Raw genomic sequence first — 26,167 nt, forward strand, 5'->3', positions numbered from 1 at the left:
GGCCAGCCATTGCATAGGCTGCACCCCTGCTTTGCGTGCCCGGCGTCAGCCTGGCCGCGTCTGTACAGCTGTCTTGATTGCCTGGGAGTTCCGAATGAGCCTGAATAATCAGTGGATGCAACGCGACCTGGCGGTGCTCTGGCACCCCTGCACGCAGATGAAGGACCACGAGCAACTGCCCCTGGTGCCGATCAAGCGTGGCGAAGGCGTGTGGCTGGAAGACTTCGATGGCAAGCGCTACCTCGACGCCGTCAGCTCCTGGTGGGTGAACGTGTTTGGTCACGCCAACCCGCGCATCAACCAGCGCATCAAGGATCAGGTCGATCAGCTGGAACATGTGATCCTCGCCGGCTTCAGCCATCAGCCGGTGATCGAGTTGTCCGAGCGACTGGTGAAGCTCACCCCCGCCGGCCTGGACCGGGTGTTCTACGCCGACAACGGCTCCTCGGGCATCGAAGTGGCGCTGAAGATGAGCTTTCACTTCTGGCGCAACAGCGGCCAGGAGCGCAAGAAGCGCTTTATCACCCTGACCAACAGCTACCACGGCGAAACCATCGCGGCGATGTCGGTCGGCGATGTGGCGCTCTTTACCGAAACCTACAAATCGCTGCTGATGGACACCATCAAGGTGGCCAGCCCGGACTGCTACCTGCGCCCCGAAGGCGTGAGCTGGGAAGAACACTCGCGGGTGATGTTCGGCCAAATGGAGCAGGCCCTGGCGGAAAACCACCAGGACGTTGCCGCGGTCATCATCGAGCCGCTGATTCAGGGCGCCGGCGGTATGCGCATGTACCACCCGGTGTACCTCAAGCTGTTGCGCGAGGCCTGTGATCGGTATGGCGTGCACCTGATCCACGACGAAATCGCCGTCGGTTTCGGCCGCACCGGCACCATGTTCGCCTGCGAGCAGGCCGGTATCGCCCCGGACTTCCTCTGCCTGTCCAAAGCCCTCACCGGCGGCTATCTGCCAATGGCCGCAGTGCTGACTAGCGAGACGATTTACCAGGGCTTCTACGACGACTACCAAACCCTGCGCGCCTTCCTCCATTCGCACACCTACACCGGCAACCCGCTGGCCTGTGCGGCAGCCTTGGCGACTCTGGATATCTTCGCGCAGGACAACGTTATCGAAGCCAACAAAGCCTTGAGCGCACGCATGGCCAGCGCCACGGCGCACCTGGTGGATCACCCGCACGTCGCCGAAGTGCGGCAGACCGGCATGGTGCTGGCGATTGAAATGGTTCAGGACAAAGCCAGCAAAACCCCTTACCCGTGGCAGGAACGGCGCGGCTTGAAGGTGTTCCAGCATGCGCTGGAGCGCGGGGCGTTGCTGCGCCCGCTGGGCAGCGTGGTGTATTTCCTGCCGCCGTACGTGATTACCCCGGAGCAGATCGACTTTCTCGCCGAAGTGGCCAGCGAGGGCATCGATATTGCGACTGCCACCAAGACCAGCGTTGCCGTGAGTGGTCGTCACCCGAACTTCCGCGATCCGGGTTAAAGAGCATCGCGGCCGAAGCCGCTCCTACGGGCCGTACGCGCCGTAGGAGCGGCTTCAGCCGCGATGTTATGCTTGCCACCCCTGCCGCCAGCTCCCGTATTTGCCATGCGCCTCTCCCGCTTTTTTATCGACGCCCCCCTCTCCCTCGGCCAGCACGAGCTGCCGGAAACCCAGGCCCATTACATTGGTCGCGTACTGCGCCATGCCGTCGGCGATGCCGTACAGCTGTTCGATAGCAGCGGCCAGGAGTTTCTCGGCGAACTGATCGAAGTGGGCAAAAAGAATGTGCGCGTCGAGCTGCGCGAAGCCTTGCCGGGGCAAGCCGCGTCGCCGCTGCATATCCACTTGGGCCAGGGCCTGTCGCGGGGCGAACGGATGGACTGGGCGATTCAGAAAGCCACCGAACTGGGGGCCAACGAAATCACCCCGATTGTCAGCGAGCGCTGCGAAGTGCGCCTGAAAGGCGAGCGCGAAGACAAACGTCTGGAGCACTGGCGGCAGGTGGCGATCAGCGCCTGTGAGCAATGTGGGCGTTCGGTGTTGCCGGTCATACATCCACCGGTATCGTTGGCGCAGTGGCTGGAACACTGCCAGGCCGAGCTGAAGCTGGTGTTGCACCCGGTGGCCGAACCGTTGACCAGCCATGCCAAGCCGCAGTCATTGGCGTTTCTGATCGGGCCCGAGGGCGGGCTTTCGGATGCCGAGGTCAGCCAGGCGCAGGGCAAAGGTTTTCACGCCGCGCGCTTGGGGCCGCGGGTGTTGCGCACCGAGACGGCACCGGTGGTGGCGTTGAGTGTGGCGCAGCAGCTTTGGGGGGATTTCTAAGCAAACCCCGGCACCGTAGGAGCGGCTTCAGCCGCGATGCTCTTCAAGATCAAAGGCATCGCGGCTGAAGCCGCTCCTACGCGATCAAATGCGCGAGGCGTTTGGATCAGGAATCTTTAAGCAGGTCAGCTAAGTCGTCGGCGTGCTCTTCTTCCTGGGCGAGGATCTCTTCGAACAGGCGGCGGGTGGTGGGGTCGTCGTTGCCGAGGAAGGTGATGATCTCGCGGTAACTGTCGATGGCAATACGCTCGGCCACCAGGTCTTCGGTGATCATCTCTTTGAGCGTTTCACCTTCCACGTATTCGGCGTGGGAGCGCGCGGTCAAACCTGCGGGATTGAAGTCCGGCTCGCCGCCCAACTGCATGATGCGCTCGGCCAACAAGTCGGAATGCGCCAGTTCCTGCTGGGCATGCTCGAGAAACTCCGCCGCCGCCACACTGGCCTTGAGCCCGGTGGCCATAAAGTAATGGCGTTTGTAGCGCAGGTAGCAGACCAGTTCGGTGGCCAATGACGCATTCAGCAGCTTGAGGACTTCCTCGCGGTCTGCCGAGTAACCCTCGGTGATCGCGCCTTCCTCGATGTGCTGGCGAGCGCGTTGGCGCAGCGTGGCAACGTCGGTCAATTGTGCAGCGGTCATATCAGTTCTCCATCAGCTAATCAGTCAGTCGCGCGGGCTCTGGCGGCCAGCGTCTCGGTGTACTGAGTTGGGAGTAGCGAGGAGGGGAAAAGTTTGATCTTTCGCAGGCGCGGCAAGCGACGGACAAACGCATCAGGACGCGACGCGGTCGAGCGTTTCTGGACTAGTCAGACAAGGCGAAAGGCGGATTTAAAGCGGAGCGTACTAGAGTACGTGAGCATTTAAATTCGCCTTTCAACGCGGTATGGCCGACGGCCAGGAGCGCGCAGTGGAACTCAGATCAAACCAGCGTCGGCGAGCATCTGCTCCAGTGCGAGCAGGTCAGGAATCTTGGCCACAGCTTCACCAAAGCTCACCGCATCCAATTCCAGCGGGGCCAAGGGCACATCGGCGCGGGCAAGGTCGGTGCCGACTTTCAGCGAGCGCGGAATACCCTGCACCAGCAGGGCCAGGAATTTCACGTTGGGACGCCCACCCAGGGCGTTGATCACCGCCACCCGGGCACCGGGACGAATCTGCGGCTGGCCATCGGAAGCGGCTTCAAACGACAGCAGCGGCAAGCTCAGTTCGCGCCAGGCCATCTGCCCAAGAAACCAGGCCGGCATACCGGGCGTCACTTGTGGCGCGCGATACGGAATCAGCTCGGCCACCGCCACGTTGGGCAGCAACAGGGTACGGTCGGCCAACGGCACCAGCAGACCGGTGATGCTGGTCGCGGTGGAGGTGTTAGTGGTGGTGACGGCTTGGCTCATGGGGAAAATCCTGTCGGCGCTATCAGGCGCACTGCGCAGCTAAATGATTGACCAGCGTTTCCGCCAGTTCACGCGGGTCGCCGCTGTAGGTGCTGTAACCACCTTCGCGCAGGCTGTCGGGCATGCTTGCGCAGGCGCAGCTTTCGGCGCGCTGAGTCCAGATCGCGCCGCCCTGGCGACGCACATAAGCCGCTGCGGCACTGCCGTCGCTGCCCATGCCGCTAAAGGCGATCACGCCACTCATGGCACCAAAATGCTGGGCCAGGTTGAGCATCATCTGGTCGATAGAAGGGCTATAGGGTTCCGGCCAACCACGGTCGGCGATCAACATCGCGCCGTCTTCGGCGAAACCCAGTTCGTACTGAATAGGTGCCACCACCACTTCACCACAGCGCACCGGGTCGCCTTGGCGCGCCGGGTTCACATGCCACTGGCTGTGGCGGCCAACGGCCTGCGGCAAGGTGGCTTCGAAGCTGGCATCGATATGTTGGGCGTAGATAAAACCGATCGGCAGGCCACCGGGCAAGGCATCGAGAAACGCCTTCACCGCTGCCGGACCACCGAGGGACGCGGCCAGCAGCCACACCTGACGCGCCGGCGCACCAGCTGCCAAGGGGGTGTTGGCCAAGGCCGTCGGCAAGTCCAGGCGAGCCGGACGCTGAGCCTCATCAAACAAGGCTTGCAGGCTCGGCCCCACCGCCTGGGCAGGATCGCCCACCAGACGCTTGAGCTTGCCCACCAGACGCCGTTCCCAGCGCGGGTAGTTTTCCGAGTGACGCTCCGGCGCATGGCCTTCGCCAAACAGCACCGGCACGTCGGCCCGTTCCAGCAGGCTGTCGACCAGCGGCGAATCGTCCGACTGCGCCAGGTCCACCAGCCACAGATCGGCTTCGCAGGTGGCCAGCGTCTCGCTATCCAGACGCGCCGGATCGGTGTTAAGCACCACGTTGTAACCGCTACCGGTCAACGCCTGCTGCAGCACATGGCGCTGCAGCGAGGTGTCGGCCAGAACGGCTATGCGCGCGGCGTTTTTTTCCGTCATGTGCGCTTGACCGGATGTTCAGCCACCAACCTGGCGATGGTCTCCAGCAGCAACGACTCCTGGTACGGCTTGCCGAGGTAGTCGTTGACGCCGATGTTCATCGCCCGCTCGCGGTGTTTTTCACCGGTACGTGAGGTGATCATGATGATCGGCAGATCTTTCAGGCTCTCGTCGTGGCGCACCAGGTTGGCCACTTCGAAACCGTCCATGCGCGGCATCTCGATGTCCAGCAGCATGATGTCGGGCTTGTGCTCTTGCAGCAGCGAGATGGCGTCCACGCCGTCCTTGGCCGTCAGCACGTTCATGCCGTTACGTTCCAGCAGACGGCTGGTGACCTTGCGTACTGTTACCGAATCGTCGACCACCATGACCAGGGTCGGACGTTCCACTTCCAGCTCCGCTGGCAAGGCGACACGGCTTACGGTGCGGGTCTGCATCAGGTTGAGCAGGTGCGCATGGCGAACCCGGATGGTCGCCAGCAGGTCGAGAATTACCACCACGCGACCGTCACCGAGGATGGTTGCACCGGAAATCCCGTGCACGCCGGCGAACTGCGGGCCGAGGCTCTTCACCACGATCTCGCGAGAACCGGCCAGGGAGTCCACTTGCACGGCCACCGCGTGGTCGCTGGAACGCACCAGGATCACTGGCAGCGGCAGGCTCTGGCCCACCAGCTTGGGTTGCTGGCCGTTGTTCAGCAGGTCGCCCAGGTAACGCAGCTCGTAGGCTTGGCCGGCGTATTCAAAACGCGGCGCATCGGGTGCGTAGTAGGCTTCCAGCTCGTACGGGGACACCCGCACGATACCTTCGATGGTATTCAACGGAATGGCGTACAGGTCTTCACCGGAAAGCACCATCAACGCACGGTTCACCGATACGGTGAAGGGCAGACGGATGCGGAAGGTGGTGCCTTCGCCCGGGGTCGACTCGATGCTCATGGAGCCGCCGAGCTGCTTCACCTCGGAGTGCACCACGTCCATGCCCACGCCACGACCGGAGATCTGCGTAACCTTCTCGGCGGTGGAGAAACCGGCTTCCAGAATGAACTGCAGCACTTCGTAATCAGTAAGGTCCGAGGCGCTGTCCATCATGCCGCGCTCGATGGCCTTGCGGCGCACCGCTTCGAGCTTGATGCCGCCACCGTCGTCGGCCAGGGTCAGAACGATGTCGCCACCCTCGCGGCCCAGGCTCAGGCGAATATTGCCCTGCTCGCTCTTGCCCGCTGCGCGACGCACGTCGCTCGGCTCGATACCGTGGTCGACGGCGTTACGCAGCATATGTTCCAGCGGCGCGACGATACGTTCGAGAACGGTACGGTCCATCTCGCCATCGGCGTTGCCGACCACGAACTCGACCTGCTTGCCCAACTCACTGGCTACCTGACGGACGATCCGGCGCAGACGCGGCACCAGACGATCGAACGGCACCATGCGCGTACGCATCAGGCCTTCTTGTAGTTCGGTGTTGACCCGCGCCTGTTGCAGCAACAGGGTTTCCGCATCGCGGTTACGCGCGGCCAGGGTTTCTTTCAGTTCCAGCAAGTCGGAGGCCGACTCGAACAGCGCACGGGAAAGCTGCTGCAGCTGCGAGTGACGGTCCATTTCCAGCGGGTCGAAATCTTCGTAGCCCACGCGCTCGGCTTCGAGTTGGATGCGGCTGATGATCTGCGACTGGGTTTCGATGTCCAGACGACGCAATTGGTCGCGTACCCGGTCAATCGTGGCTTCCATCTCACCGAGGGTGAAACCGAAGTCACTCACCTGCTGTTCAACCCGACCACGGAAGATCGAGGTTTCACCGGCCAGGTTCACCAGGCCTTCGAGCAGATCGGCCGGTACTTTCACCAATTCTTGCGGCGCGCGACGGGCCGCAGCATCCAGCGCCGCTTCCTGAGCGCGGCGCACAAATGGCAGGACCTTGGCGGCAGCCGGCGCGTTGGAGAACTCGCTGGCGGCGACAATCGGGTTGGCCAGGGTGCGTACCGCAGGCAGCGTCGGCGCTGCCGGCGCTGGCGATTCCGCCGGCTCGTGGCTGGCATGTTCCAGTTCGGCGGCGAGGTTGTCGTTGACCCGCTGACGCAGTTGGTCGAGCTCACCCTGCAAGCCTTCGAAACCGGACTGCACATCGAGGAACAGGCTTTCCGGCCATGGCGCGCCTTGTTGCTGCGCTTCGGTCAGGTGCTGTTCCAGGTTGTGGGTCAGATCGCCCAGGGTCTTCTGCCCAGCCAGGCGGGCACCGCCTTTGAGGGTGTGCAGGATGCGCAGCATGTCATCGACGGCGTCGCTGTCATCGCGCTTCTCTTCCCAACGGCCGATGGCGCTTTCCATGCTTTCCAGCAGGTCGTCGGCCTCTTCCAGGAAGATATCCAGAATGTCGTCATCTTCAGCGTCTTCAACCACCGGCTCCGCGGCAGCAGCCACCAGATGCACGGCAGACGGCATGCTCAGTTGCTCATCCGGATTGGCGCGGAAGCGTTTGATCGTTTCGATCAGGTCTTCGCCGCTCGGCACGTGACGCTTGTCGCGCACCGCTTCGAGCATGACCGCCAGGCGGTCGTGGCAGCTTTGCAGCAAACCGAACAGACCCGTGCTGGCGCGCAGACGGCCATCGCCCAGACCTTCGTAAAGGAATTCCAGCTCGTGGGCCAGATCACCGATTTCGCGGATCTCGGCCATCCGTGCACCACCTTTGAGGGTGTGCAGGTCACGTTGCAGGGACTCCAGCTCAAGGCTGTTGTCCAGATCGTCTTTCCAGCGCTGCAGGGCGGCACTGGAGCTGTCGATAATGTCGAAACCTTCTTCGAGGAAGATTTCCACCAACTCCGGATCGCGCTCGTCATCGAAGGCGGTGGGTGCTGGAGTTTCGTAGACCACGGGCTGCGGCTTGGGCTCGACCCATTCAGGCGCGGCAGGCTGCAGCTCAACCAGCTCGGCTTCTACGACTTCGGGCTCAACCAGTTCAGGCTGAACAAGCTCGGGCTCGACAAGCTCTGGCTCAACCGGCTCAGGCTCGGCAGTCAGCTCAAGATCAACGCCTGGTGCTGGCTCGAGATCGCTCAGTTCAAAGCTTTCGCCTGGCTCGTCAACCGGTTCGCTGATCTCCAGCTCCGGCAATGCGGTGTCGGCTTCCAGCAGCTCGCCCTCGGGCAGCGCGTGGTGCAGATCGTCGGCGCTGAATTCCGGGGTGCTGGCCACTTCTTCAAAGCTGATGACTTCGGGGTCGAGCTGGTCTTCTACCGGCTCGATCAGCGGCAGCGCTTCCAGTTCGTCTTCGGCGGCAATCAGCTCGGCTTCGGCGCTCGGCGCTTCGCTAGGCAGCGAAAGCTCGACCAGTTCCAGCGGCTCTTCGAAGTCGTCGAGAATAACCGCCGCAGCGGAAAGGCTCTGCGCACCGCCCTTACGGAAACTACGGATGTCTTGAATCAATGCATCCGGGTCGTGCAGCGGCTGGTTGGCCTGCAGTTGATCCAGCAGCACCGCCAGTTTGTCGTGGCTGCGTTGCAGCAGGCCGGCCAACACCGGCGAGTAGCTGTAACGACGGTCCACCAGGCCTTCGTAAAGGGTTTCCAGCTCGTGGGCCAGGTCGCCGATGGGGCGAATGGCGGCCATGCGCGCGCCACCTTTGAGGGTGTGCAGATCGCGCAGCAAGGAGGACAGGGCCAGGTTGTTATCCGGCTCACCGAGCCAGCGGTCCAGGGCCTGACCGGAGCTTTCCAGAATATCCACCGCCTCTTCGAGGAAGATTTCCACCATCTCGGCATCGAGCGGGTCGGCTTCTTCCTCCGGAGCGGGGGCGGCAACAGGAGCAGGCGCAATCGGCTCGGGAGCCGGCTCGATAGCGGCCAGCTCTTCAACCGCCGGCAACACGTCTGCAACGGGCAGCTGTTCAAAGGTTGGCAGATCGTCCAGCGCCGGCAGCTCTTCCACATTCGGCAGGGCATCGAAGGCCGACAGGTCGTATTCCTGTGCAGGCTCATCGTTGGCCGGCTGGCTGTCCCACTCGGCCAGCTGCAGCTCGGAGGTGGCGGCGTCCAGTTCGACGATATTCAGCCCCGACTCACCACCCGGGCTGAGCAGCGCCAGGGTTTGCGGGTCGAGGGCTTCGCCCAGCAGTTGGCGCAGGGCTTCGACGCGTTGCGGCTCGGCAGTTACCTGCAGGCCGGCAGCTACCTGATCCATCATGCTGATCAGCGCTTCGTGGGCGCTTTCGGCTTCGCTGAAGAAGCGTTCGCTAACGGCCAGGCTGCCTTCTTCGACGGCACCGTAGAGGTCCAGCAGGGCCTCGCACAGCTCATCGATCTGCGGCAGTTCGGCCATTTCCGCGCCACGGCCGAGGGTGGTCAGTTCGTCCAGCAGGGCACTCAGCTCCTGACGCTCGGAGGGGTGCGCGCGCCATTTGCGCAGCAGGTCCTCGGCGTCCAGCAGGATGTCCATGCCTTCGGAAAGGAAGATACCGATCAGTTGCGGATCACGCTGATCGCTGCCTTGCAGGTCCTGGCGGGCCGATTGGGCCGACTCCAGGCGTTCCTGATGCAGGATGTTGACGCGTTCAAGGAACTCGGCGGCGCCTTCGATAGGTGCCAGCGGGTTGCTTTCGAGCTGCTCCAGACCACGCCGGAACAGTTGCTCGGCGGTGTGCAGCAACTCGGCTTCGGCCAGGTCCATCGGGATCAGGTTGGTCTTGAACTCTTTCGCCAGTTTTTCCAGCGGGGTAGCGATTTCGGCAATCGGCAGAATGCCGGCCATATGGGCGCTGCCCTTGAGGGTGTGCAAGGCGCGCTGCAGGTTATCGGTGATTTCCTGCGGCAACTCCTGGGCGCAGTCGGCCAGGAAGCCGACCAAGGTGTCCAGATGGGTTTCCGCTTCATTGCGGAAAATCTCGATCAGCTGTGGATCCAGCGCCTCGACGTCGGTTGCCGCAGCGGCAGCGGGTGCGCTAGCAACGGTTGCGCCCACGGCGTCAGCTGCCTGCACGGGCACCGGGGCTTCACGTTTTGGGACGACTTGGCCTTTGGCCAAAGCGTGGGCGGTGGCGGCCAGGGCATCCACATCATCACGCTGACGCTGGGCCTTGGCGGCGAACTCGTCGACCAGCGACGGCATCAGCGCCACTACGTCAGCAATCACTTGCTGCACTTCTTCGCCCGGCTGAATGCTGCGATCGAGCACGCGGTTCAGCAGGTTTTCGATGGCCCAACCCAGCTCGCCGATAATCAGCGCGCGCACCATGCGACCACTGCCCTTAAGGGTGTGGAAGGCGCGACGCACTTCGCTGAGGGCGGTTTTGTTGTCGGTATCTGCACGCCATTGCGGCAGGTACTCGGCGATGGTTTCCAGCACCTCGCCAACTTCTTCGATAAAGACTTCCAGCAGGTCTTCGTCGATGGGCTCTTCACCTTCCGGCGGCGGCAGCAGGCTCGGCGGCACGTCCTGGGCTGGCGGATTGATCGCCTGCACCGGCGTGGCCATGACGTCAGCCATCGACAGCGGTTTTTCCGTCGGGGCGGCGACCGGGGCTGGCTCTGCAACGCCCGGCAGATCGACTTCCGGCAATTCCAGCTCAGCCAGCTGGGCTTCGTTCCAGTCGGCCGGGTTGTTGAGATCGTCGAGGGTCAGTTCTTCCAGCGTCGCTTCGTCAGCGGGGACTTCCAGCGTCAGCTCTTCCAGCTCGAGGCTGGTGTCGGCGTTCCATTCCGGCACCTCTTCGGCCAGGTCCAGGCTTGGCAGCTCGGCGCGGTCCTGGACCTCATCGAAGGCGCTCAGGTCGACCATATCGCCAGGCGCTGCCGGCAGTTCTTCGAGACTCCAGCTGTCTTCCAGGCTCAGCGGCTCGTCACCGTCGGCGGCGAGCGGTTCGGCGCTTTGCAGCTCGCCGAACTCCAGGCTCAGTTCGCTTTCATCAGCGGGCAGGGCGACTGGCAGATCGTCGAGGGAGAATTCGATGCCGCCCACGTCACCGCTGTCAGCCGCAGGCTGGGTGTCGGCGACCGGCAGGTCCTCGAGGCTGAAGCTTTCTTCGATGACGCCGAAGTCGGATTCGAACGACGATGACTCGGCTTCAAAGGCAGTTTCCGCGACCGGCGCAACATCCGCCTCAGCGGCCACTTCGGGCTCGTCGACCAGCACGTCGATGTCGTGCATCGGGTCGGCCAGCGGTGCGAAGGTTTCCGCCTCGGGCTCGACGCGATCAAGGATCGACGGCTTTTCTTTCAGCGGGTAACCCAGGTTTTCCAGGCTTTCCTCGGCGACGTCGAGAATCAGGTCGCCCTGGGCAGCATGGTCTTCGCTCAGGCGTTCCAGGTAATACTCGACGCTGGTGATCGCATCAGCCAGGGTGTCCAGGCTCTGCCAGTTGGGCACGGCTTTGCGCGCCAGCAGTTGTTCCTGGATGTAGCGGTTGCAGGCGTTCAGCAGTGCGGCGGCGCGTTCCAACGGAATCATCGCCAGACCACCACGGGCCTGGGTCAGCAGTTCCGGCACGCGGGCCAGGTGTTCGTGGTTCCACTGCGAGGCAATGAATTCAATGATGGCGTCTTTGGCCTGTTCCAGGCCGTTGCGCGCTTCCTTGATCACCAGTTGGTGGATCTGCCCCACGTCGGTGGTCGGCAGGTGGCTTTCTTCACGGCGGCCGTCTTCGGCGGGGCCGACCATGCCGGCCAGGGTCGCTTCTACATAGAGCAGCGCACCGGCCACATCCATCAGCACCGCGTCGCTTGGTTCACGCTGACCGAGGGACAGACCATGAACCACGTCGATCTGGTCGAGAATGACTTTGCGCGGCTGGCCAAAACCCAACACCGCCAGGGTGTCGGCGATTTGTTTCAGCGGGGCCAGTTGGCTGTCCAGCTCGGCAACCTTGCTGCGGTCGCTGCGTACAAAGAGATCAAGGCTGTCTTTGACGCGCACCAGCTCTTCACACAGGGCGGCGACCACCGAACGCATGGCGTCACGGTCCGGGCCGGCCAGGCGAGCGCGCTCTTCGTCGACGATATCGTCGTCGGGCAGCGCTTCATCCAGGCGGTACTGTTCTTTCAGGTGACGGATGCGGGGCGATTGGGTGGTGGACTTGGCGACGTAGAACAACAGGTTCTTGGTCAGCTCGTCCGGCGCGGCCTGGTTGATGCCATCGGCACCTTGTTCCAGCAAGCGCTTGAGTTCTTTATCGACCTGGCGCAGCAGGGTGCGCACGGAGCTGCCGTTGAGCACGCTGCCGTTGGACAATCCTTCGACGATACCGGAAGCGATCTGCCACAGCGGGCCCAGGGGCGCGTCTTTGCACAGTACTTCGAGGCGCGCGAATACACGGGCCATATAGCCGAGGTTGGTGCCCAGGTCCTGGTTGCGGATCACCCCGATCAGGGCCATCTGCAGCATCTGCCGCAGTTTGCGCAGCAGTACCGGCAGTTCGGCGGTACGCAGTTGGGCCAGGGAATCAGCCGACAGCGCCGGCTGACGCACGGTCATGTCCGGGGAGAACAGGCTGGTTTCCGACAGGAGTTTTTCGCCACGGGCCGAACGCAGGTCGTTCAACAGCGGCAAGACCACCATCGGCAGGTCGCGCCGCGCGGTCTGAATGCGGTCCAGGTAAACCGGCAGTTGCAGAATGGCCTGCATCAGCACTTCGAGGGCTTCACCCTGGTTGCTCACGCGGTTTTCCATCAACGCCTGGGCGAGGTGTTCCATTTCTTCGGCGAGCAAGGCTGCGCCGTAGAACTCCACCATTTGCAGAGTGCCATGCACCTGATGCGCATAGGTCAGGCAAAAACGCATGCGCGTCGAGTCCTCGGGGTTCTCAACGAACGCCTCAAGGGCCTGCCGTGCCTGTTTCAGGGTTTCTGCGATCTCGCCTTTAACCCACTCCAGGGCGACATAATCGTGCCGATCACCCATAGCAACTCCACTCATAAACCGCACGTTACCCCTTTCGGGTAAAAGCCAGCACTCGCTCGTCGGCCACCGGCTCCAGGTCCGGGTGCTGCCAACCGACCACTTCACCGACGCCGACTACCAACAGACCACCTGGCGCAAGGCGTTCAGCCAGGCGGTTGAGGATCTCGCGGCGACGCCAGCGACGAAAATAGATCAGCAAGTTCTGACAGAAAATGACATCCATGCCGGTCATCGGCGCTTTCGCCAACTCCAGCACGTTGAGCCGGGCTACGCAGACACGCGCCGCCAGGCTCGGTATTACTTTCAAACGACCATCGTCCTGCGCGTCGAAGTAGCGCTCGCACAGGTCTATATCCATCTGCTCGAACTTACGCGCGGAGTACTCGGCCTCCCGCGCTTTGCTCAACGCATTCATGCTGATATCCGTGCCGGTTACACCGAAGTGGCCAGGCAACTCGCTATCACGCAACACCTCCGCGGCACTGATCGCCAGGGAGTAAGGTTCTTCACCGCTGGAGCAACCGACGCTCCACAAAGCCCACGGCTGCTCGCCGGGTTGGGCGCGCGCCAGGCGCAACGCCAGGTATTGCTCAAGCACTTCGAACGAAGGGCGATGGCGAAAAAAACGGGTTTCTTGAACGGTCAGGCGATCCAGCAGGGTCGACCACTCCACAGCGCCACGCGGACCATCGGTAACCTGCCGGTAGTAGCTGGCATAGTCCGGTACATCCAGCTCACGCATGCGCGCGCTGAGATTGGTCTGCAAAAAGGCCTGGCGCTGTTCGTTGATCACCACGCCGGTGCGCTCTTCGAGCAACGCCTGCCAGTCGTGGAATTCTGCCGGCGTCATATCGACCAGGGGCTTCAGAGACCAAGCCCCACCCGGCGCCCCGCTCGGTTGCATGCCGTCTCCCTCGCTCATGGCCCAGTGGCGATGACCCTATCAGGTCATCGCGCTCCCCTCGATCAGGCCTGGTCCGCTGCTTCTGGCAGGGTAAAACCAGAAACCGAACGACGCATCTCACTGGCCATCTTGGCCAGGTTACCAATGCTCTTGGCGGTAGCGGTGGTACCCGAGGACGTCTGCGAGGTGATCTCCTGGATCACGTTCATGGTGTTGGAGATATGGCCAGCGGAGGACGCTTGCTGACGGGCGGCGTTGGAGATGTTCTGGATCAAGGCCGCGAGGGTCTTGGATACCTTTTCGATCTCCTCCAGTGCCACACCGGCGTCTTGCGCCAGACGTGCACCGCGCACTACTTCGGAAGTGGTCTGCTCCATGGAGATAACCGCTTCGTTGGTGTCGGTCTGAATCGTTTTAACCAGCGCCTCGATCTGCTTGGTTGCAGCAGAGGAACGTTCTGCGAGGCGTTGTACCTCGTCCGCTACCACGGCGAAGCCTCGACCGGCGTCACCGGCCATGGATGCCTGGATCGCGGCGTTCAGTGCGAGGATGTTGGTCTGGTCGGCAATGTCGTTAATCAGGCTAACGATGTCACCGATCTCCTGGGACGATTCACCGAGACGTTTAATACGCTTCGAAGTGTCCTGGATCTGCTCACGGATGTTATCCATGCCGGTGATGGTGTTGTGCACCACCTCGTTACCCTTGTTGGCGATGGCTACGGAACGTTCCGCTACCGCGGAGGATTCCGAGGCGTTCGCCGATACCTGGTCAATGGACACGGCCATTTCGTTGATCGCCGCCGATGCACCGGCAATTTCTTGCGCCTGGTGTTCGGATGCTTCAGCCAGATGCATCGCCGTAGCCTGAGTTTCCTGGGCGGCGGCGGCCACCTGTACAGCGGTCAAGTTGATCGTGGCTACCAGGTCGCGCAGCTGGTCGATCGAGTAGTTGATCGAGTCAGCGATGGCACCGGTGAAGTCTTCGGTTACGGTCGCGGCTACGGTCAAGTCACCGTCCGCGAGGTCGGCGATTTCGTCGAGCAGTCGCAGAATCGCCGCCTGGTTACGTTCGTTTTTCTCAGCGGTTTCAGCCAGTCGGCTGCGGGTGCTCTGAACCATTACCAGACCAATCAGCATGATCGAGCCGATGGCCAGCAAGCCCAGCAAATAGCCGGCCAGGGTGTTCAGCGAACGGGAACCGACCAGGCCTTCGAAACCGGTGGCCAGCTTGGAGGCTTTGTCCAACAGGGTTTGCGAAACGGTAAAGATGCTGCTGGCCGACTCACGAACCTGGAACAGTTCAGGCGAGGTTTCGAGAATCTCGTCTACCGAACCGGATACGAATTCGAACAGCTCGGAAATCTCGGAGAGACGCTCCAGGGCTTCCTGGTCGCTGACCTTGGTGATCTTCATGGCCGCGTTGCCTTCGATCATCGCCTTGAGTACGCGACCGAACAGACTGGCGTCACGACCGAACATGTCGGCGGCTTGTACCGAGTCTTCGTCACCGGCCAGTACCTTGTTCACCGAACCGAGGATACGCTCAGCAAGCAGCGACTGGCGCTGGGCAACCGACACCTGGGCAGCGGTCGCACCGCTTTCCAGCAGGATGTCGACCACTTCTTCGTACTCGACCTGCAGCTGCGGAATGGTTTCGGCCAGTGTGGCGGCTACCTGGTGCAGGGACAGTACGGTTTGTTCGCTGGCCAGAATGGCGTCAGCGTTTTTACGCAGGCCGTCCCAGTCTTGCTGCACCGCGTCCATTTCTGGCTTGACGATGGCAGGTGCAGGCGGCAGGCCGGTGCTGTTGTCACCACTGACCAGGAAGCTCCAACGCTTTTCGAAGTCGTTGCGCGCGTCTTTCAACAGGGCGAAAGCCTCTGTCTTGCCCGCTGCCGCTTCCGTGGCGTTCTTCGCAATACGCTGGGAAAGTACACGCAGCTCACCGGAGTGGCTGATGTATTCCTTGTCGTAGTTCGACTGGGTGTTGATGTAGGCGAAGTTGGCGAAGAGCAACACGATCGAAACGATCAGGACGATAAACAGCCCCGCGATCAACGAGCTACTACGCACTCCAGCCAATAGATTGCCTGCGTTTAATTTTTTCATTTATTTGGCCCCCGCCTGGACCCACCGCACTACGTTTTCCCGTGTAACGCCAAAGGGCCGGCAAATGCCGACCCAACCTAATCAATCAGAACGCAACGTCGAGGAAGCCCGGATGCTGTGCCAGCGCGTGAGGGCTGAACACTAACCATGGCTGCTCGCGTTGAAAAACCCCATGTATGAAGGGCTCAATAGCCGCTTCGAGCGCTGGCAACTGCTCGGTAAAGCTGTCCACCGGGAAGTGCTGCATACCAAACACTTCATCGACGGTCAGGCCAGCGAAAACATCATGGTGGTCTACCACCAGCACCCGCCGCTGCTTGCGCAAAGGCGAAAGCTCGGTACCGAAGTAGCCACACATATCCATTACCGGCAACAAGCGCCCACGTACGTTGGCCACGCCTTTCACCCAACTTTTCACGCCGGGCAGCAAGGTAAACCGTGGTTCGTGCAGCACTTCGCCAATTTCACCCATCGGTGCTACGAACAGGCGCTCGCCCATGCGAAAACCGATTCCACTCCAGGTCTGCACCACGGCACGCTGCGACGGCAAGCCGGCAGCCAGCAGTCGACAACGCTGGTCGATCTCGAGGAGAAGCTGAAAGGGAGTCTGTACATCCGACATGTCGGCCTGAACCTTCTAGTTTTTATGTGCGTGGTGGCGGCTTAGCCCGCCAGCACCGCATTCAAGGTTTTCAGCAGCGTGTCTTCGTCCACCGGTTTGGTCAGGTAGTCGCGCGCGCCCTGGCGCTTGCCCCAGACCTTATCGGTTTCCTGGTCCTTGGTGGTGACGATAATCACCGGAATGTGATTGGTATCAGCATCTTTGGTGAGTTGACGGGTGGCCTGGAAGCCATTGAGGCCCGGCATGACGATATCCATCAACACTGCGTCGGGCTTTTCCTGGCGGGCCAGAGCCACGCCATCAGCGCCGTTTTCCGCCTTGAGTACCTGATGACCATGCTTTTCGAGCATGGCAGTCAGCTTGTACATCTCGGTGGGGGAGTCATCAACAATCAGAATGCGAGCCATGGTGTATCCCTATGGAAGTTTGCGTCACCGCCCTAGCGGTCGAACGTCAAGATGCTTGTTCCACCGGGGTGAAATCTGGGACATGAGCCTTGATGGCACCGAGCAGCTCTTCCTTACTGAAAGGTTTGGTGAGGTACTGATCGGAACCCACGATACGGCCTTTGGCCTTATCGAACAGACCGTCCTTGGAGGACAACATGATTACCGGGGTGGATTTGAAAGCACTGTTATTTTTGATCAGGGCGCAGGTTTGATAGCCATCTAACCGCGGCATCATGATGTCGACAAAAATGATATTGGGGTGTGTATCAGCGATCTTGGCCAGCGCATCGAAACCATCGACGGCAGTGATCACCTCACAACCCACCTTTTTCAGCAGGGTCTCAGCAGTGCGACGAATCGTTTTCGAATCGTCGATGACCATGACCCTTAATCCTTCGGAATGCTGTTCCATGTTCGCCCTACCATCGCCTCGATGAGTCGTTATTTTTCTACGTTTTCAGTGCGCCTGAGGCCTACCAGCTCCGGGCTGCGACCCAATCGTAGGCCTTTTTAGCACACTCTCTAGAAGCAATCTATAAGCCCCAGAAGCGTAAGGTTTTTCCTTGACCGAAGTGGTCGCCAGCGCCACTCTGCCGCCACACAGTCTAGTCGCGACACATTTCAGCTGTCGCATTCGTTTTGCGGAGGATTCACCCCATGAGCGTTCGCCTCGGCATAGTCATGGACCCAATCTCGGGCATTTCCTATAAAAAGGACAGCTCGTTGGCCATGCTACTGGCCGCTCAGGCCCGTGGTTGGTCATTGTTCTACATGGAACAGCACGATCTGTACCAGGTCGCCGGAGTTGCCAAGGCGCGCATGCGCCCCCTGCAAGTTTTCGCTGATCCGCAACGCTGGTTCGAGCTGGGCGATGAAGCCGACGCGCCTCTGAGCGATCTGGATGTGATCCTGATGCGTAAGGATCCGCCCTTCGACATGGAGTTCGTTTACAGCACCTACCTGCTGGAGCAAGCCGAGCGAGCCGGGGTGTTGATCGTCAACCGCCCCCAGAGCCTGCGCGACTGCAACGAAAAGTTGTTTGCCACGCAATTCCCGCACTGCACGCCACCGACGCTGGTCAGCCGCCGCGCCGACATTCTGCGCGAGTTTGCCAAACAGCACCGTGACATCATTCTCAAACCCTTGGATGGCATGGGCGGAACCTCGATCTTTCGCCACCGCGAGGGCGATCCGAACCTGTCGGTGATTCTCGAGACCCTGACCAACCTCGGCCAGCAGCAGATCATGGCGCAGGCCTACCTGCCGGCGATCAAGGATGGCGACAAACGCATTCTGATGATTAATGGCGAGCCGGTACCTTATTGCCTGGCGCGTATTCCGGCGACCGGGGAAACCCGCGGCAACCTGGCGGCCGGCGGTCGTGGCGAAGCCCGTCCCCTGACCGAACGCGACCGCTGGATCGCCGCCCAGGTCGGCCCGACCCTGCGCGAGAAGGGCCTGCTGTTTGTTGGCCTGGACGTGATTGGCGAGCACCTGACGGAAATCAACGTCACCAGCCCGACTTGCATCCGCGAAATCGACAACGCCTTCGATACCAAGATCGGCGAGCAACTGATGGACGCCATCGCGGCGCAACTCAACGCCCGCTAAGCCCTGCGCCGCGCTGTTGCGCCCAACTGTGAAAAGCGGCGCAGCAGAGCGGTACGAGACGCAAAGCGCAGAAATGCCCAATGCGTCACCAAGGCGCGCAGTGCTTCATGGACTTTTCCCTGAGCCCTCGGCAGACTGCGCGGCAACCTGAACCGACCCCCGTTGCGCGATGAACTCACCCGCCCTTCCGCCCGAACTCGCTGACTACGGCGTCCGCCCTGCGGACCGGCTGGGCTTTACCTTGTTCCTCGCTGCCGTGCTGCACGCGGCGCTGATTCTCGGCGTCAGCTTCACCCTGGTGCCGCCGAGCCAGATCAGCAAAACCCTGGAAATCACCCTGTCCACCTTCAAGAGCAAGGAAACGCCCAAAGAGGCTGACTACTTGGCCCAGGACAACCAACAGGGCAGCGGCACCCTGGACAAAAAAGCAGCACCAAAGACCACCGAACAGGCGCTGTTCCAGGACAAAGAAGTCAAACGCATCACCCTGCCCACCGCACCAGCGCCTGCCACCAAGCAGGAAGCGCCGAAAGCGGCGGTGGCAACTATTGCGCCCAAGCCGCAGAAAACGCCGGTCAAACGCGAAGAAACCAAACCCCAGCCCGATGCCCGCAAGGCACCGGCCTTCGATAGCGAACAGCTATCGTCGGAGATCTCCGGCCTGGAAGCGGAGCTCGCCCAGGAACAACAGCTATACGCCAAGCGTCCGAAAATCCACCGCCTGAACGCTGCCTCGACCATGCGCGACAAAGGTGCCTGGTACAAAGACGAGTGGCGCAAAAAGGTCGAGCGCGTCGGCAACCTCAACTACCCGGACGAAGCCCGCCGTCAGCGTATCTACGGCAGCTTGCGGCTGCTGGTGTCGATCAACCGCGACGGCAGCCTGTATGAAGTTCAGGTTCTGGAATCTTCCGGCCAGCCGCTGCTGGATCAGGCCGCGCTGAAAATCGTGCGCCTGTCGGCACCGTTCTCGCCCTTCAGCGGCGACCTGGCGGATATCGACCGGCTGGAAATCATCCGCACCTGGCGCTTCGAGCGCGGTGACCGGCTGTCGAGCAAATAAGCGCCTGCAGCACCGCTAGCCTTCAGCAATTGGCCGGCTCGGCTTGTCAGGGCCACCAACCAGCGGCGACACTACGCGCCATGAAAGACGCCAATCCCAGCTACCTGAAGAACCACTTTCTGATTGCCATGCCACACATGGCCGATCCGAATTTCGCGCAGACCGTTACTTTCCTTATCGAGCACAACGCCGAAGGTGCTATGGGCCTGGTGATCAACCGCCCGAACGGCCTGAACCTCGCCGACGTGCTTGAGCAACTGCGCCCCGACACCCTGCCGCCGGCCATCTGCCAGAGCCTGCCGATCTTTTTCGGCGGCCCGGTACAGACGGACCGCGGCTTTGTTCTGCACCCGGCCGGTCTGCAGTTCCAGGCCACCCTGGAACTGGGCGAGCTGGCGCTGTCCACCTCGCAGGATGTGCTGTTCGCCATCGCCGACGGCGAGGGCCCACAGAAACATGTAATTGCCCTGGGTTACGCCGGCTGGGAAGCCGGACAGCTGGAAGACGAGCTGATCAACAACACCTGGCTGACCTGCCCGGCCGATCCGCACATTCTCTTCGACCTCCCCTACGACCAGCGCCTGGCCGCTGCCGCCGCACGCCTGGGTGTCAACCTCAGCCTGCTAACCTCACAAGCCGGACACGCCTGATGGCCGATAAACCCCTGCGTCTGCTGCTGGGTTTCGACTACGGCACCAAGCAGATCGGCGTTGCGGTCGGCCAGGTGATCACCGGTCAGGCCCGCGAGCTCTGCGTCCTGAAAGCCCAGAACGGCGTGCCGGACTGGCAGAAAGTCGAAGCCCTGGTGCGCGAATGGCAACCCGACGCCATCGTCGTCGGCCTGCCACTGAACATGGACGGCAGCCCCAGTGAAATGAGCGAACGCGCGGAAAAATTCGCCCGACGTCTCAATGGCCGCTTCAATCTGCCGGTACACACCCACGACGAACGTCTGACCACTTATGCCGCCAAGGGCGAGCGCCTGCAACAGGGCCAACGCGGCGGCTATAAAGACAACCCGGTGGACGCCCTCGCCGCCGCGCTGCTGCTGGAAGGCTGGCTGGCCGAACACAGCGACGCCTGAAGCTCTGCGTTTTTGCGATTCAAGGAGAGACCATGAAGCTACCCAACCCCGCCGAGCTGCTGCCGCAAATGGCCGCCGCGCTGACTGCACACCTGGCCAACCGGCAGATTACCGAGCCACGTTTTATCGGCATCCATACCGGTGGCGTGTGGGTAGCCCAGGCGCTGCTCAAGGAACTGGGCCGCGACACCGAGCTGGGCGTTCTCGACGTCTCGTTCTACCGCGATGACTTCACCCAGAACGGCCTGCACCCGCAAGTGCGCCCTTCGGCGCTGCCGTTTGAGATCGAAGGCCAGCATCTGGTGCTGGTGGATGACGTGCTGATGAGCGGCCGCACCATCCGCGCCGCTCTCAACGAGCTATTCGACTACGGTCGCCCGGCCAGCGTAACCCTGGTCAACCTGCTCGACCTCAACTCGCGCGAGCTGCCGATTCGTCCGGATGTGGTCGGTGCCACCCTGTCGCTGGCACCCTTTGAGCGGGTAAAATTGCTCGGCCCGGCACCGCTCACCCTCGAGCACCAAGCCCCCGCCTCCGCCGCCCACTGAGACTTCCCCGATGACGCCGACCGACGCCAAGCGCCCGCTGCAGCTCAACGACCAGGGCCAGCTGCGCCATTTTCTCTCGCTCGATGGCTTGCCTCGCGAGTTGCTGACCGAAATCCTCGACACCGCCGACTCCTTCCTGGAAGTCGGTGCCCGCGCGGTCAAGAAAGTGCCGCTGCTACGCGGCAAGACGGTCTGCAATGTGTTCTTCGAGAACTCCACGCGTACCCGTACCACCTTTGAACTGGCGGCCCAGCGGCTGTCGGCGGACGTCATCACCCTGAACGTATCGACCTCCTCCACCAGCAAGGGCGAAACCCTGCTGGACACCCTGCGCAACCTCGAAGCCATGGCCGCGGATATTTTCGTCGTACGCCACGCCGACTCCGGTGCCGCGCACTTTATTGCCGAGCATGTGTGCCCGGACATGGCGATCATCAACGGGGGCGACGGCCGCCACTCGCACCCGACCCAGGGCATGCTCGACATGCTCACCATCCGCCGGCACAAGGGCAGTTTCGAAAATCTCTCGGTGGCCATCGTTGGCGACATCCTGCACTCGCGGGTGGCGCGCTCGAACATGCTCGCCCTGAAAACCCTGGGCTGCCTGGACATCCGCGTGATCGGCCCGAAAACCCTGCTGCCGGTGGGTATCGAGCAGTACGGGGTGAATATCTACACTGACCTTGCCGAAGGCCTGAAAGACGTCGACGTGATCATCATGCTGCGCCTGCAGCGCGAGCGTATGACTGGCGGCCTGCTGCCCAGCGAAGGCGAGTTCTACCGCCTGTACGGCCTGACCAGCGAACGCCTGAAACTGGCCAAGCCCGATGCCTTGGTCATGCACCCGGGGCCGATCAACCGTGGCGTGGAAATCGAGTCGGCGGTGGCCGACGGCCCGCAATCGGTGATTCTCAACCAGGTCACCTACGGCATCGCCATTCGCATGGCCGTGCTGTCCATGGCCATGAGCGGACAAACCACCCAACGCCTGCTCAACCAGGAAGCCCAAGCGAACCAAGCTGCTGAGGAGCAAAACTGATGCGCATCGAAATCCTCGGCGCCCGCGTTATCGATCCGAACAGTGGGCTGGACCAGGTCTGCGACCTGTTTATCGCTGACGGCAAGATTGCCGCCATCGGCAACCAACCTGCCGGCTTCAGCGCCGATAAAAGCATCGACGGCAAAGGCCTGATCGCCAGCCCGGGCCTGGTCGACCTCAACGTCGCCCTGCGCGAGCCGGGCTACAGCCGCAAAGGCAGCATCGCCAGCGAAACCCTGGCGGCCGCCGCCGGCGGTATCACCAGCCTGTGCTGCCCGCCGTTCACCAAACCGATTCTCGACACTCCGGCCGTGGCCGAGCTGGTGCTTGATCGCGCCCGCAGCGCCGGGCACACCAAGGTGTTCCCGATTGGTGCGCTGAGCAAAGGCCTGGCCGGCGAGCAGCTGGCCGAACTGGTAGCCCTGCGCGATGCCGGCTGCGTCGCCTTTGGCGATGGCCTGGAGAGTTTTCGCAACAACCGCACCCGCCGCCGTGCCTTCGAATACGCCGCCACCTTCGACCTTACCGTGGTGCTGCAATCGCAAGACCACGACCTGGCCGAGGGCGGTCTGGCCCATGAAGGTGCCACGGCCAGCTTTCTCGGCTTGCCGGGCATTCCGGAAACCGCGGAAACCGTGGCCCTGGCCCGCGACCTGTTGCTGGTGGAGCAGACCGGCGTGCGCGCGCACTTCAGCCAGCTCACCAGTGCCCGTGGTGCCCAGCTGATCGCCGGTGCCCAGGCCCGTGGCCTGCCGGTGACCGCCGATGTGGCGTTGTATCAGCTGATCCTCACTGATGAAGCGTTGATCGATTTCTCCAGCCTGTATCACGTGCAGCCACCGCTGCGCACCGTCGCCGACCGCGACGGCCTGCGCGCCGCGGTGAAGTCTGGGGTGATCCAGGCGATTGCCAGCCACCATCAACCCCACGAGGCCGACGCCAAGCTGGCACCGTTCGGCGCCACCGAGCCGGGCATTAGTAGTGTCGAGCTGCTGCTGCCGCTGGCCATGATCCTGGTGCAAGACGGCCTGCTCGACCTGCCGACCCTGCTCGCCCGCCTCAGCGCCGGTCCGGCCGCCGCCCTGCGTTTGCCAGCCGGACAACTGGCGGTAGGCAGCCCGGCCGATGTGCTGCTGTTCGACCCGCACGCCTCGACCCTGGCCGGCGAAACCTGGTTCTCCAAAGGCCAGAACAGCCCGTTTATTGGCCACTGCCTGCCCGGAGCCGTGCGTTACACCCTGGTGGATGGGCATATCAGCTATCAGGCCTGACGTACCCCTCGCACAAAACAAAAAGCCCGCCTATTAGCGGGCTTTTTGTTGGCTTAACGCACAGGCTTCAGCCGCGATAAATTCATCAAGGTGCTTGCTGCTATCGCGGGTGAAGCCGCTTCTACAGGAACCTAAAGCGGCCGAACATTGCGTTCCGAGATCTGATCGTTAAGCGTCCAGAAGTCGTACAGCACGCCAATGAAGAACAAACCGCCGGTACACAGATAGATCAGACCACTGATCCATTTGCCCTGGTACATGCGGTGCACACCGAAAATGCCAAGGAAGGTCAGCAGAATCCAGGCGACGCTGTAATCCAGGGGGCCGGCAGTGAAACGCAGGTCAGCTTCGTCGTCCATGGCCGGTATCAGAAACAAGTCGACGATCCAGCCGACAAAAAGCAGACCCAGGGTGAAGAACCAGATGGTCCCGGTCACCGGCTTGCCGTAGTAAAAACGGTGCGAGCCGAGAAAGCCGAAAATCCACAGCAGATAGCCCATCAGCTTGCTGTGGGTGTCCTGACGTACGTTCATAAGTGCCTCCGGGTGAAGAACACAGCTTCGACCCAGGCTACGGCAAAGGGTTGCGCCTCGACCATCTCGCACATGATTCAACGTAATTCCCTCGCAGGCGGCGGCCCTGCGACTCCAGCCCCTGCATTGGTACTCCTGACAGAGTCTGGATCCCAGCCTTCGCGGGGATGACGGCGGCATACCCCCAAACCTGCGTCGCCCCAGAGAAGGCTGGGACCCAGCATCTCGACTAAAACTGCAAAGCGTCGACCGCCAACCGGGCCAGATGAGGGTGTGCGCAGGAGAGAATATACGCGCAGCTAAACGCTCAGGTTTAGTCACTACAAAGCTGGCAAAAAGCAGGTGTTTATCACTGTCTTTCGTTCGTCGGACCAGAGTTCCAATCGACCAATGGTCAAAAAATGAACAAAAAAGCTGTTATAAAGTTGCGCATTAGTGAAAACAAGAGCTTTGCGTATGCGTTTCCTCCCACAAACCTGGCTATCCATTTGCCTGTGTTTACCCCTGACCGTCGCCGCCACCCATAGCGTGGCAAGCAATCGCTACCAGCCGTTGCCAGCCCACGCCACTGGGCACACGGCGACATCTGACGCCAGTTCCAGCACCAGCGCCCATGCCGCTACTGCGGCGAACAGCGAAGCGGCCAAAAATAGCAGCGTCGTACTCGGTCGCGCCGTGAACACCTTGGGTGTGCGCTACCGCTGGGGTGGCAGTTCGCCGGAAAAAGGCTTCGATTGCAGCGGCCTGGTGCGCTATGCGTTTGACGATATCGACTCGGTCGACCTGTCCCGCACCTCCAATGCCATGGCCCGCACCGACGGCAAGAAAGTGGCCCGCGATGCGCTAAAGCCAGGGGATCTGCTGTTTTTCAATATTCGCGGTGGGCGGGTCAACCACGTCGCCATCTACCTGGGTAACGACCGCTTTATCCATGCGCCACGGCGCGGCAAGGCGGTCACCATCGACACCTTGAACAAGCCTTATTGGAAAACCCGCTACGCCCTGGCCAAACGCGTGCTGCCGAGCACCGAACCCCAGCTTCGGGTAACGACGCGCTAACGAAAAAGGGCTGCCAGTGGCAGCCCTTTTCATTTAACCAGGTGTTAGCGGAAACGCCGACCGCTGTCCTCTTCACTGGTTTCCAGCGAGAGGCCCTGGGACATGGTGGTCAGGTGATCGCCATCGGTTTCCGAGCCAAGCTTGATCATCAGCCGCAGGTCGTTCGCCGAGTCGGCGTAGGCCAGGGAATCTTCGTAGGTGATCTCGCCCTGACTATAGAGCTGGTACAGCGCCTGGTCGAAGGTCTGCATGCCCTGCTCGGTGGAGCGCTTCATCAGTGCTTTCAACTCGTGCACCTCACCCTTGCGGATCAGGTCGGCGGCCAGCGGGGTGTTGATCAACACCTCGATCACCGCGCGGCGGCCTTTGCCGTCCGGGGTCGGAATCAGTTGCTGGGCGACGATGGCCTTGAGGTTCAGCGACAAGTCCATCCACACCTGCTGCTGACGGTCGGCAGGGAAGAAGTTGATGATCCGATCCAGCGCCTGGTTGGCGTTGTTGGCGTGCAGCGTGGCCAGACACAGGTGCCCGGTTTCGGCGAAGGCCACGGCGTGGTCCATGGTTTCGCGGGTCCGCACCTCACCGATGAGGATCACATCGGGGGCCTGGCGCAGGGTGTTCTTCAGCGCCACTTCGAAGGATTCGGTGTCGATCCCCACTTCACGCTGGGTGACGATGCAGCTCTGGTGCTGGTGGATATATTCGATGGGGTCTTCGATGGAGATGATGTGGCCGCTGCTGTTCTTGTTGCGGTAGCCGATCATCGCCGCCAGCGAGGTGGATTTACCGGTACCGGTCGCGCCCACGAACAGCACCAGACCGCGTTTGGTCAGCGCCAGCTTCTTGAGAATCTCCGGCAGCTTGAGGTCTTCGAGCGTTGGAATATTGGTTTCGATACGCCGCAGCACCATGCCCGCCAGGTTGCGCTGGTAGAAGGCGCTGACGCGGAAACGGCCGATGCCACGGGCGCTGATGGCGAAGTTGCATTCGTGGTTTTCCGCGAAGTCGCGGCGCTGCTGCTCGTTCATCACCGCATGCACCGTCTCGCGGGCCTGCTCCGGCGACATCGGCGTCTTGGTGATCGGCATGATCTTGCCGTTGACCTTCATCGACGGCGGCACACCGGCGGTGATAAACAGGTCCGAACCGCCCTTCTCGACCATCAAACGCAGCAGCTTTTCAAATTCCATCGAAGTTCTCGCCTATCACGCAACCTTGCCACGGCAGCCG

General features: G+C 61.8%; 21 protein-coding genes. 10 read left to right on the forward strand and 11 right to left on the reverse strand.

Going from position 1 to position 26,167, the window contains the following annotated elements:
- The first annotated feature begins 94 nt into the window (after positions 1-94).
- Positions 95-1,498 (forward strand): adenosylmethionine--8-amino-7-oxononanoate transaminase, encoded by a 1,404-nt coding sequence (locus ACVW0Y_RS15840; protein WP_457439361.1) that lies wholly within the window; start codon positions 95-97, stop codon positions 1,496-1,498.
- Positions 1,499-1,603: 105 nt separating this feature from the next.
- A complete protein-coding gene (locus ACVW0Y_RS15845) occupies positions 1,604-2,323 on the forward strand; it encodes a 16S rRNA (uracil(1498)-N(3))-methyltransferase (protein ID WP_457439363.1) in 720 nt (239 codons plus the stop codon).
- A 106-nt stretch (positions 2,324-2,429) separates the two neighbouring features.
- Here the strand turns inward: ACVW0Y_RS15845 and ACVW0Y_RS15850 are convergent, their stop codons facing one another.
- The 9 genes from ACVW0Y_RS15850 to pilG form a co-directional block, all read right to left on the reverse strand.
- Positions 2,430-2,960 (reverse strand): ferritin-like domain-containing protein, encoded by a 531-nt coding sequence (locus ACVW0Y_RS15850; RefSeq protein WP_457439365.1) that lies wholly within the window; start codon positions 2,958-2,960, stop codon positions 2,430-2,432.
- A gap of 275 nt (positions 2,961-3,235) precedes the next feature.
- A complete protein-coding gene (locus ACVW0Y_RS15855; protein ID WP_457439367.1) occupies positions 3,236-3,712 on the reverse strand; it encodes a chemotaxis protein CheW in 477 nt (158 codons plus the stop codon).
- 22 nt (positions 3,713-3,734) lie between these two features.
- On the reverse strand, positions 3,735-4,754 hold the full coding sequence (locus ACVW0Y_RS15860) for a chemotaxis protein CheB (RefSeq protein ID WP_457439369.1): 1,020 nt from the start codon (positions 4,752-4,754) through the stop codon (positions 3,735-3,737).
- Complete coding sequence (locus ACVW0Y_RS15865; protein WP_457439535.1) at positions 4,751-12,643, reverse strand: Hpt domain-containing protein; 7,893 nt, start codon at positions 12,641-12,643, stop codon at positions 4,751-4,753. The genes ACVW0Y_RS15860 and ACVW0Y_RS15865 overlap by 4 nt, the downstream gene beginning before the upstream one ends.
- A gap of 25 nt (positions 12,644-12,668) precedes the next feature.
- Positions 12,669-13,565, reverse strand: a complete 897-nt coding sequence (locus tag ACVW0Y_RS15870) for a CheR family methyltransferase (RefSeq protein WP_457439371.1) — start codon at positions 13,563-13,565, stop codon at positions 12,669-12,671.
- Between the two features lie 44 nt (positions 13,566-13,609).
- Positions 13,610-15,658: a methyl-accepting chemotaxis protein gene (locus tag ACVW0Y_RS15875; RefSeq protein ID WP_457439373.1), complete on the reverse strand. Its 2,049-nt coding sequence runs from the start codon at positions 15,656-15,658 to the stop codon at positions 13,610-13,612.
- A gap of 85 nt (positions 15,659-15,743) precedes the next feature.
- Entirely contained in the window at positions 15,744-16,280 is a 537-nt protein-coding gene (locus ACVW0Y_RS15880; protein WP_457439375.1) for a chemotaxis protein CheW, read from the reverse strand.
- A gap of 41 nt (positions 16,281-16,321) precedes the next feature.
- Positions 16,322-16,687 carry a twitching motility response regulator PilH gene (gene pilH / locus ACVW0Y_RS15885; protein ID WP_108094980.1) on the reverse strand — a complete coding sequence of 122 codons (366 nt, stop codon included), beginning with the start codon at positions 16,685-16,687 and terminating at the stop codon, positions 16,322-16,324.
- 46 nt (positions 16,688-16,733) lie between these two features.
- Positions 16,734-17,141: a twitching motility response regulator PilG gene (pilG, locus tag ACVW0Y_RS15890; protein WP_108094981.1), complete on the reverse strand. Its 408-nt coding sequence runs from the start codon at positions 17,139-17,141 to the stop codon at positions 16,734-16,736.
- A 245-nt stretch (positions 17,142-17,386) separates the two neighbouring features.
- Here pilG and gshB point away from each other — a divergent pair, with 245 nt between their 5' ends.
- The 7 genes from gshB to ACVW0Y_RS15925 all read left to right on the forward strand — a co-directional run bounded on the left by gshB (position 17,387) and on the right by ACVW0Y_RS15925 (position 23,345).
- Positions 17,387-18,340, forward strand: coding sequence for a glutathione synthase (gene gshB, locus ACVW0Y_RS15895; RefSeq protein ID WP_457439377.1), 954 nt, complete (start codon positions 17,387-17,389; stop codon positions 18,338-18,340).
- 169 nt (positions 18,341-18,509) lie between these two features.
- The gene (locus ACVW0Y_RS15900; RefSeq protein WP_457439379.1) at positions 18,510-19,403 is read left to right on the forward strand and encodes an energy transducer TonB; all 894 of its coding nucleotides are present in this window, start codon (positions 18,510-18,512) and stop codon (positions 19,401-19,403) included.
- An 80-nt stretch (positions 19,404-19,483) separates the two neighbouring features.
- Positions 19,484-20,053, forward strand: coding sequence for a YqgE/AlgH family protein (locus ACVW0Y_RS15905; protein ID WP_457439381.1), 570 nt, complete (start codon positions 19,484-19,486; stop codon positions 20,051-20,053).
- Complete coding sequence (ruvX, locus tag ACVW0Y_RS15910) at positions 20,050-20,487, forward strand: Holliday junction resolvase RuvX (protein WP_457439537.1); 438 nt, start codon at positions 20,050-20,052, stop codon at positions 20,485-20,487. Before ACVW0Y_RS15905 ends, ruvX begins: the two co-directional genes overlap by 4 nt.
- Positions 20,488-20,519: 32 nt before the next feature.
- The gene (gene pyrR, locus ACVW0Y_RS15915) at positions 20,520-21,035 is read left to right on the forward strand and encodes a bifunctional pyr operon transcriptional regulator/uracil phosphoribosyltransferase PyrR (protein WP_457439382.1); all 516 of its coding nucleotides are present in this window, start codon (positions 20,520-20,522) and stop codon (positions 21,033-21,035) included.
- A gap of 10 nt (positions 21,036-21,045) precedes the next feature.
- On the forward strand, positions 21,046-22,074 hold the full coding sequence (locus tag ACVW0Y_RS15920; RefSeq protein ID WP_457439384.1) for an aspartate carbamoyltransferase catalytic subunit: 1,029 nt from the start codon (positions 21,046-21,048) through the stop codon (positions 22,072-22,074).
- Positions 22,074-23,345, forward strand: coding sequence for a dihydroorotase (locus tag ACVW0Y_RS15925; RefSeq protein ID WP_457439386.1), 1,272 nt, complete (start codon positions 22,074-22,076; stop codon positions 23,343-23,345). The genes ACVW0Y_RS15920 and ACVW0Y_RS15925 overlap by 1 nt, the downstream gene beginning before the upstream one ends.
- 131 nt (positions 23,346-23,476) lie before the next feature.
- Here the strand turns inward: ACVW0Y_RS15925 and ACVW0Y_RS15930 are convergent, their stop codons facing one another.
- Entirely contained in the window at positions 23,477-23,878 is a 402-nt protein-coding gene (locus ACVW0Y_RS15930) for an NINE protein (RefSeq protein ID WP_457439388.1), read from the reverse strand.
- Between the two features lie 456 nt (positions 23,879-24,334).
- Here ACVW0Y_RS15930 and ACVW0Y_RS15935 point away from each other — a divergent pair, with 456 nt between their 5' ends.
- Positions 24,335-24,937, forward strand: coding sequence for a C40 family peptidase (locus ACVW0Y_RS15935; RefSeq protein ID WP_457439390.1), 603 nt, complete (start codon positions 24,335-24,337; stop codon positions 24,935-24,937).
- 44 nt (positions 24,938-24,981) lie between these two features.
- On the opposite strand, the gene ACVW0Y_RS15940 is transcribed toward ACVW0Y_RS15935, so the two are convergent.
- Positions 24,982-26,127, reverse strand: coding sequence for a PilT/PilU family type 4a pilus ATPase (locus ACVW0Y_RS15940; protein WP_108094991.1), 1,146 nt, complete (start codon positions 26,125-26,127; stop codon positions 24,982-24,984).
- Positions 26,128-26,167 lie beyond the last annotated feature (40 nt).

It is taken from the genome of Pseudomonas sp. TE3786 (assembly GCF_054057335.1).

Bases quoted from the DNA above. Each gene is read 5' to 3' on its own strand.
- pyrR (WP_457439382.1), top strand. From the start codon at position 20,520: ATGAAGCTACCCAACCCCGCCGAGCTGCTGCCGCAAATGGCCGCCGCG.
- ACVW0Y_RS15870 (WP_457439371.1), bottom strand. From the start codon at position 13,565: ATGAGCGAGGGAGACGGCATGCAACCGAGCGGGGCGCCGGGTGGGGCT.
- ACVW0Y_RS15925 (WP_457439386.1), top strand. From the start codon at position 22,074: ATGCGCATCGAAATCCTCGGCGCCCGCGTTATCGATCCGAACAGTGGG.
- ACVW0Y_RS15930 (WP_457439388.1), bottom strand. From the start codon at position 23,878: ATGAACGTACGTCAGGACACCCACAGCAAGCTGATGGGCTATCTGCTG.
- ACVW0Y_RS15865 (WP_457439535.1), bottom strand. From the start codon at position 12,643: ATGGGTGATCGGCACGATTATGTCGCCCTGGAGTGGGTTAAAGGCGAG.
- ACVW0Y_RS15905 (WP_457439381.1), top strand. From the start codon at position 19,484: ATGAAAGACGCCAATCCCAGCTACCTGAAGAACCACTTTCTGATTGCC.
- ACVW0Y_RS15935 (WP_457439390.1), top strand. From the start codon at position 24,335: ATGCGTTTCCTCCCACAAACCTGGCTATCCATTTGCCTGTGTTTACCC.
- ACVW0Y_RS15940 (WP_108094991.1), bottom strand. From the start codon at position 26,127: ATGGAATTTGAAAAGCTGCTGCGTTTGATGGTCGAGAAGGGCGGTTCG.
- ACVW0Y_RS15850 (WP_457439365.1), bottom strand. From the start codon at position 2,960: ATGACCGCTGCACAATTGACCGACGTTGCCACGCTGCGCCAACGCGCT.
- pilG (WP_108094981.1), bottom strand. From the start codon at position 17,141: ATGGAACAGCATTCCGAAGGATTAAGGGTCATGGTCATCGACGATTCG.
- ACVW0Y_RS15920 (WP_457439384.1), top strand. From the start codon at position 21,046: ATGACGCCGACCGACGCCAAGCGCCCGCTGCAGCTCAACGACCAGGGC.
- ACVW0Y_RS15855 (WP_457439367.1), bottom strand. From the start codon at position 3,712: ATGAGCCAAGCCGTCACCACCACTAACACCTCCACCGCGACCAGCATC.
- ACVW0Y_RS15845 (WP_457439363.1), top strand. From the start codon at position 1,604: ATGCGCCTCTCCCGCTTTTTTATCGACGCCCCCCTCTCCCTCGGCCAG.
- ACVW0Y_RS15875 (WP_457439373.1), bottom strand. From the start codon at position 15,658: ATGAAAAAATTAAACGCAGGCAATCTATTGGCTGGAGTGCGTAGTAGC.
- ACVW0Y_RS15900 (WP_457439379.1), top strand. From the start codon at position 18,510: ATGAACTCACCCGCCCTTCCGCCCGAACTCGCTGACTACGGCGTCCGC.
- pilH (WP_108094980.1), bottom strand. From the start codon at position 16,687: ATGGCTCGCATTCTGATTGTTGATGACTCCCCCACCGAGATGTACAAG.
- ACVW0Y_RS15880 (WP_457439375.1), bottom strand. From the start codon at position 16,280: ATGTCGGATGTACAGACTCCCTTTCAGCTTCTCCTCGAGATCGACCAG.
- ACVW0Y_RS15840 (WP_457439361.1), top strand. From the start codon at position 95: ATGAGCCTGAATAATCAGTGGATGCAACGCGACCTGGCGGTGCTCTGG.
- gshB (WP_457439377.1), top strand. From the start codon at position 17,387: ATGAGCGTTCGCCTCGGCATAGTCATGGACCCAATCTCGGGCATTTCC.
- ACVW0Y_RS15860 (WP_457439369.1), bottom strand. From the start codon at position 4,754: ATGACGGAAAAAAACGCCGCGCGCATAGCCGTTCTGGCCGACACCTCG.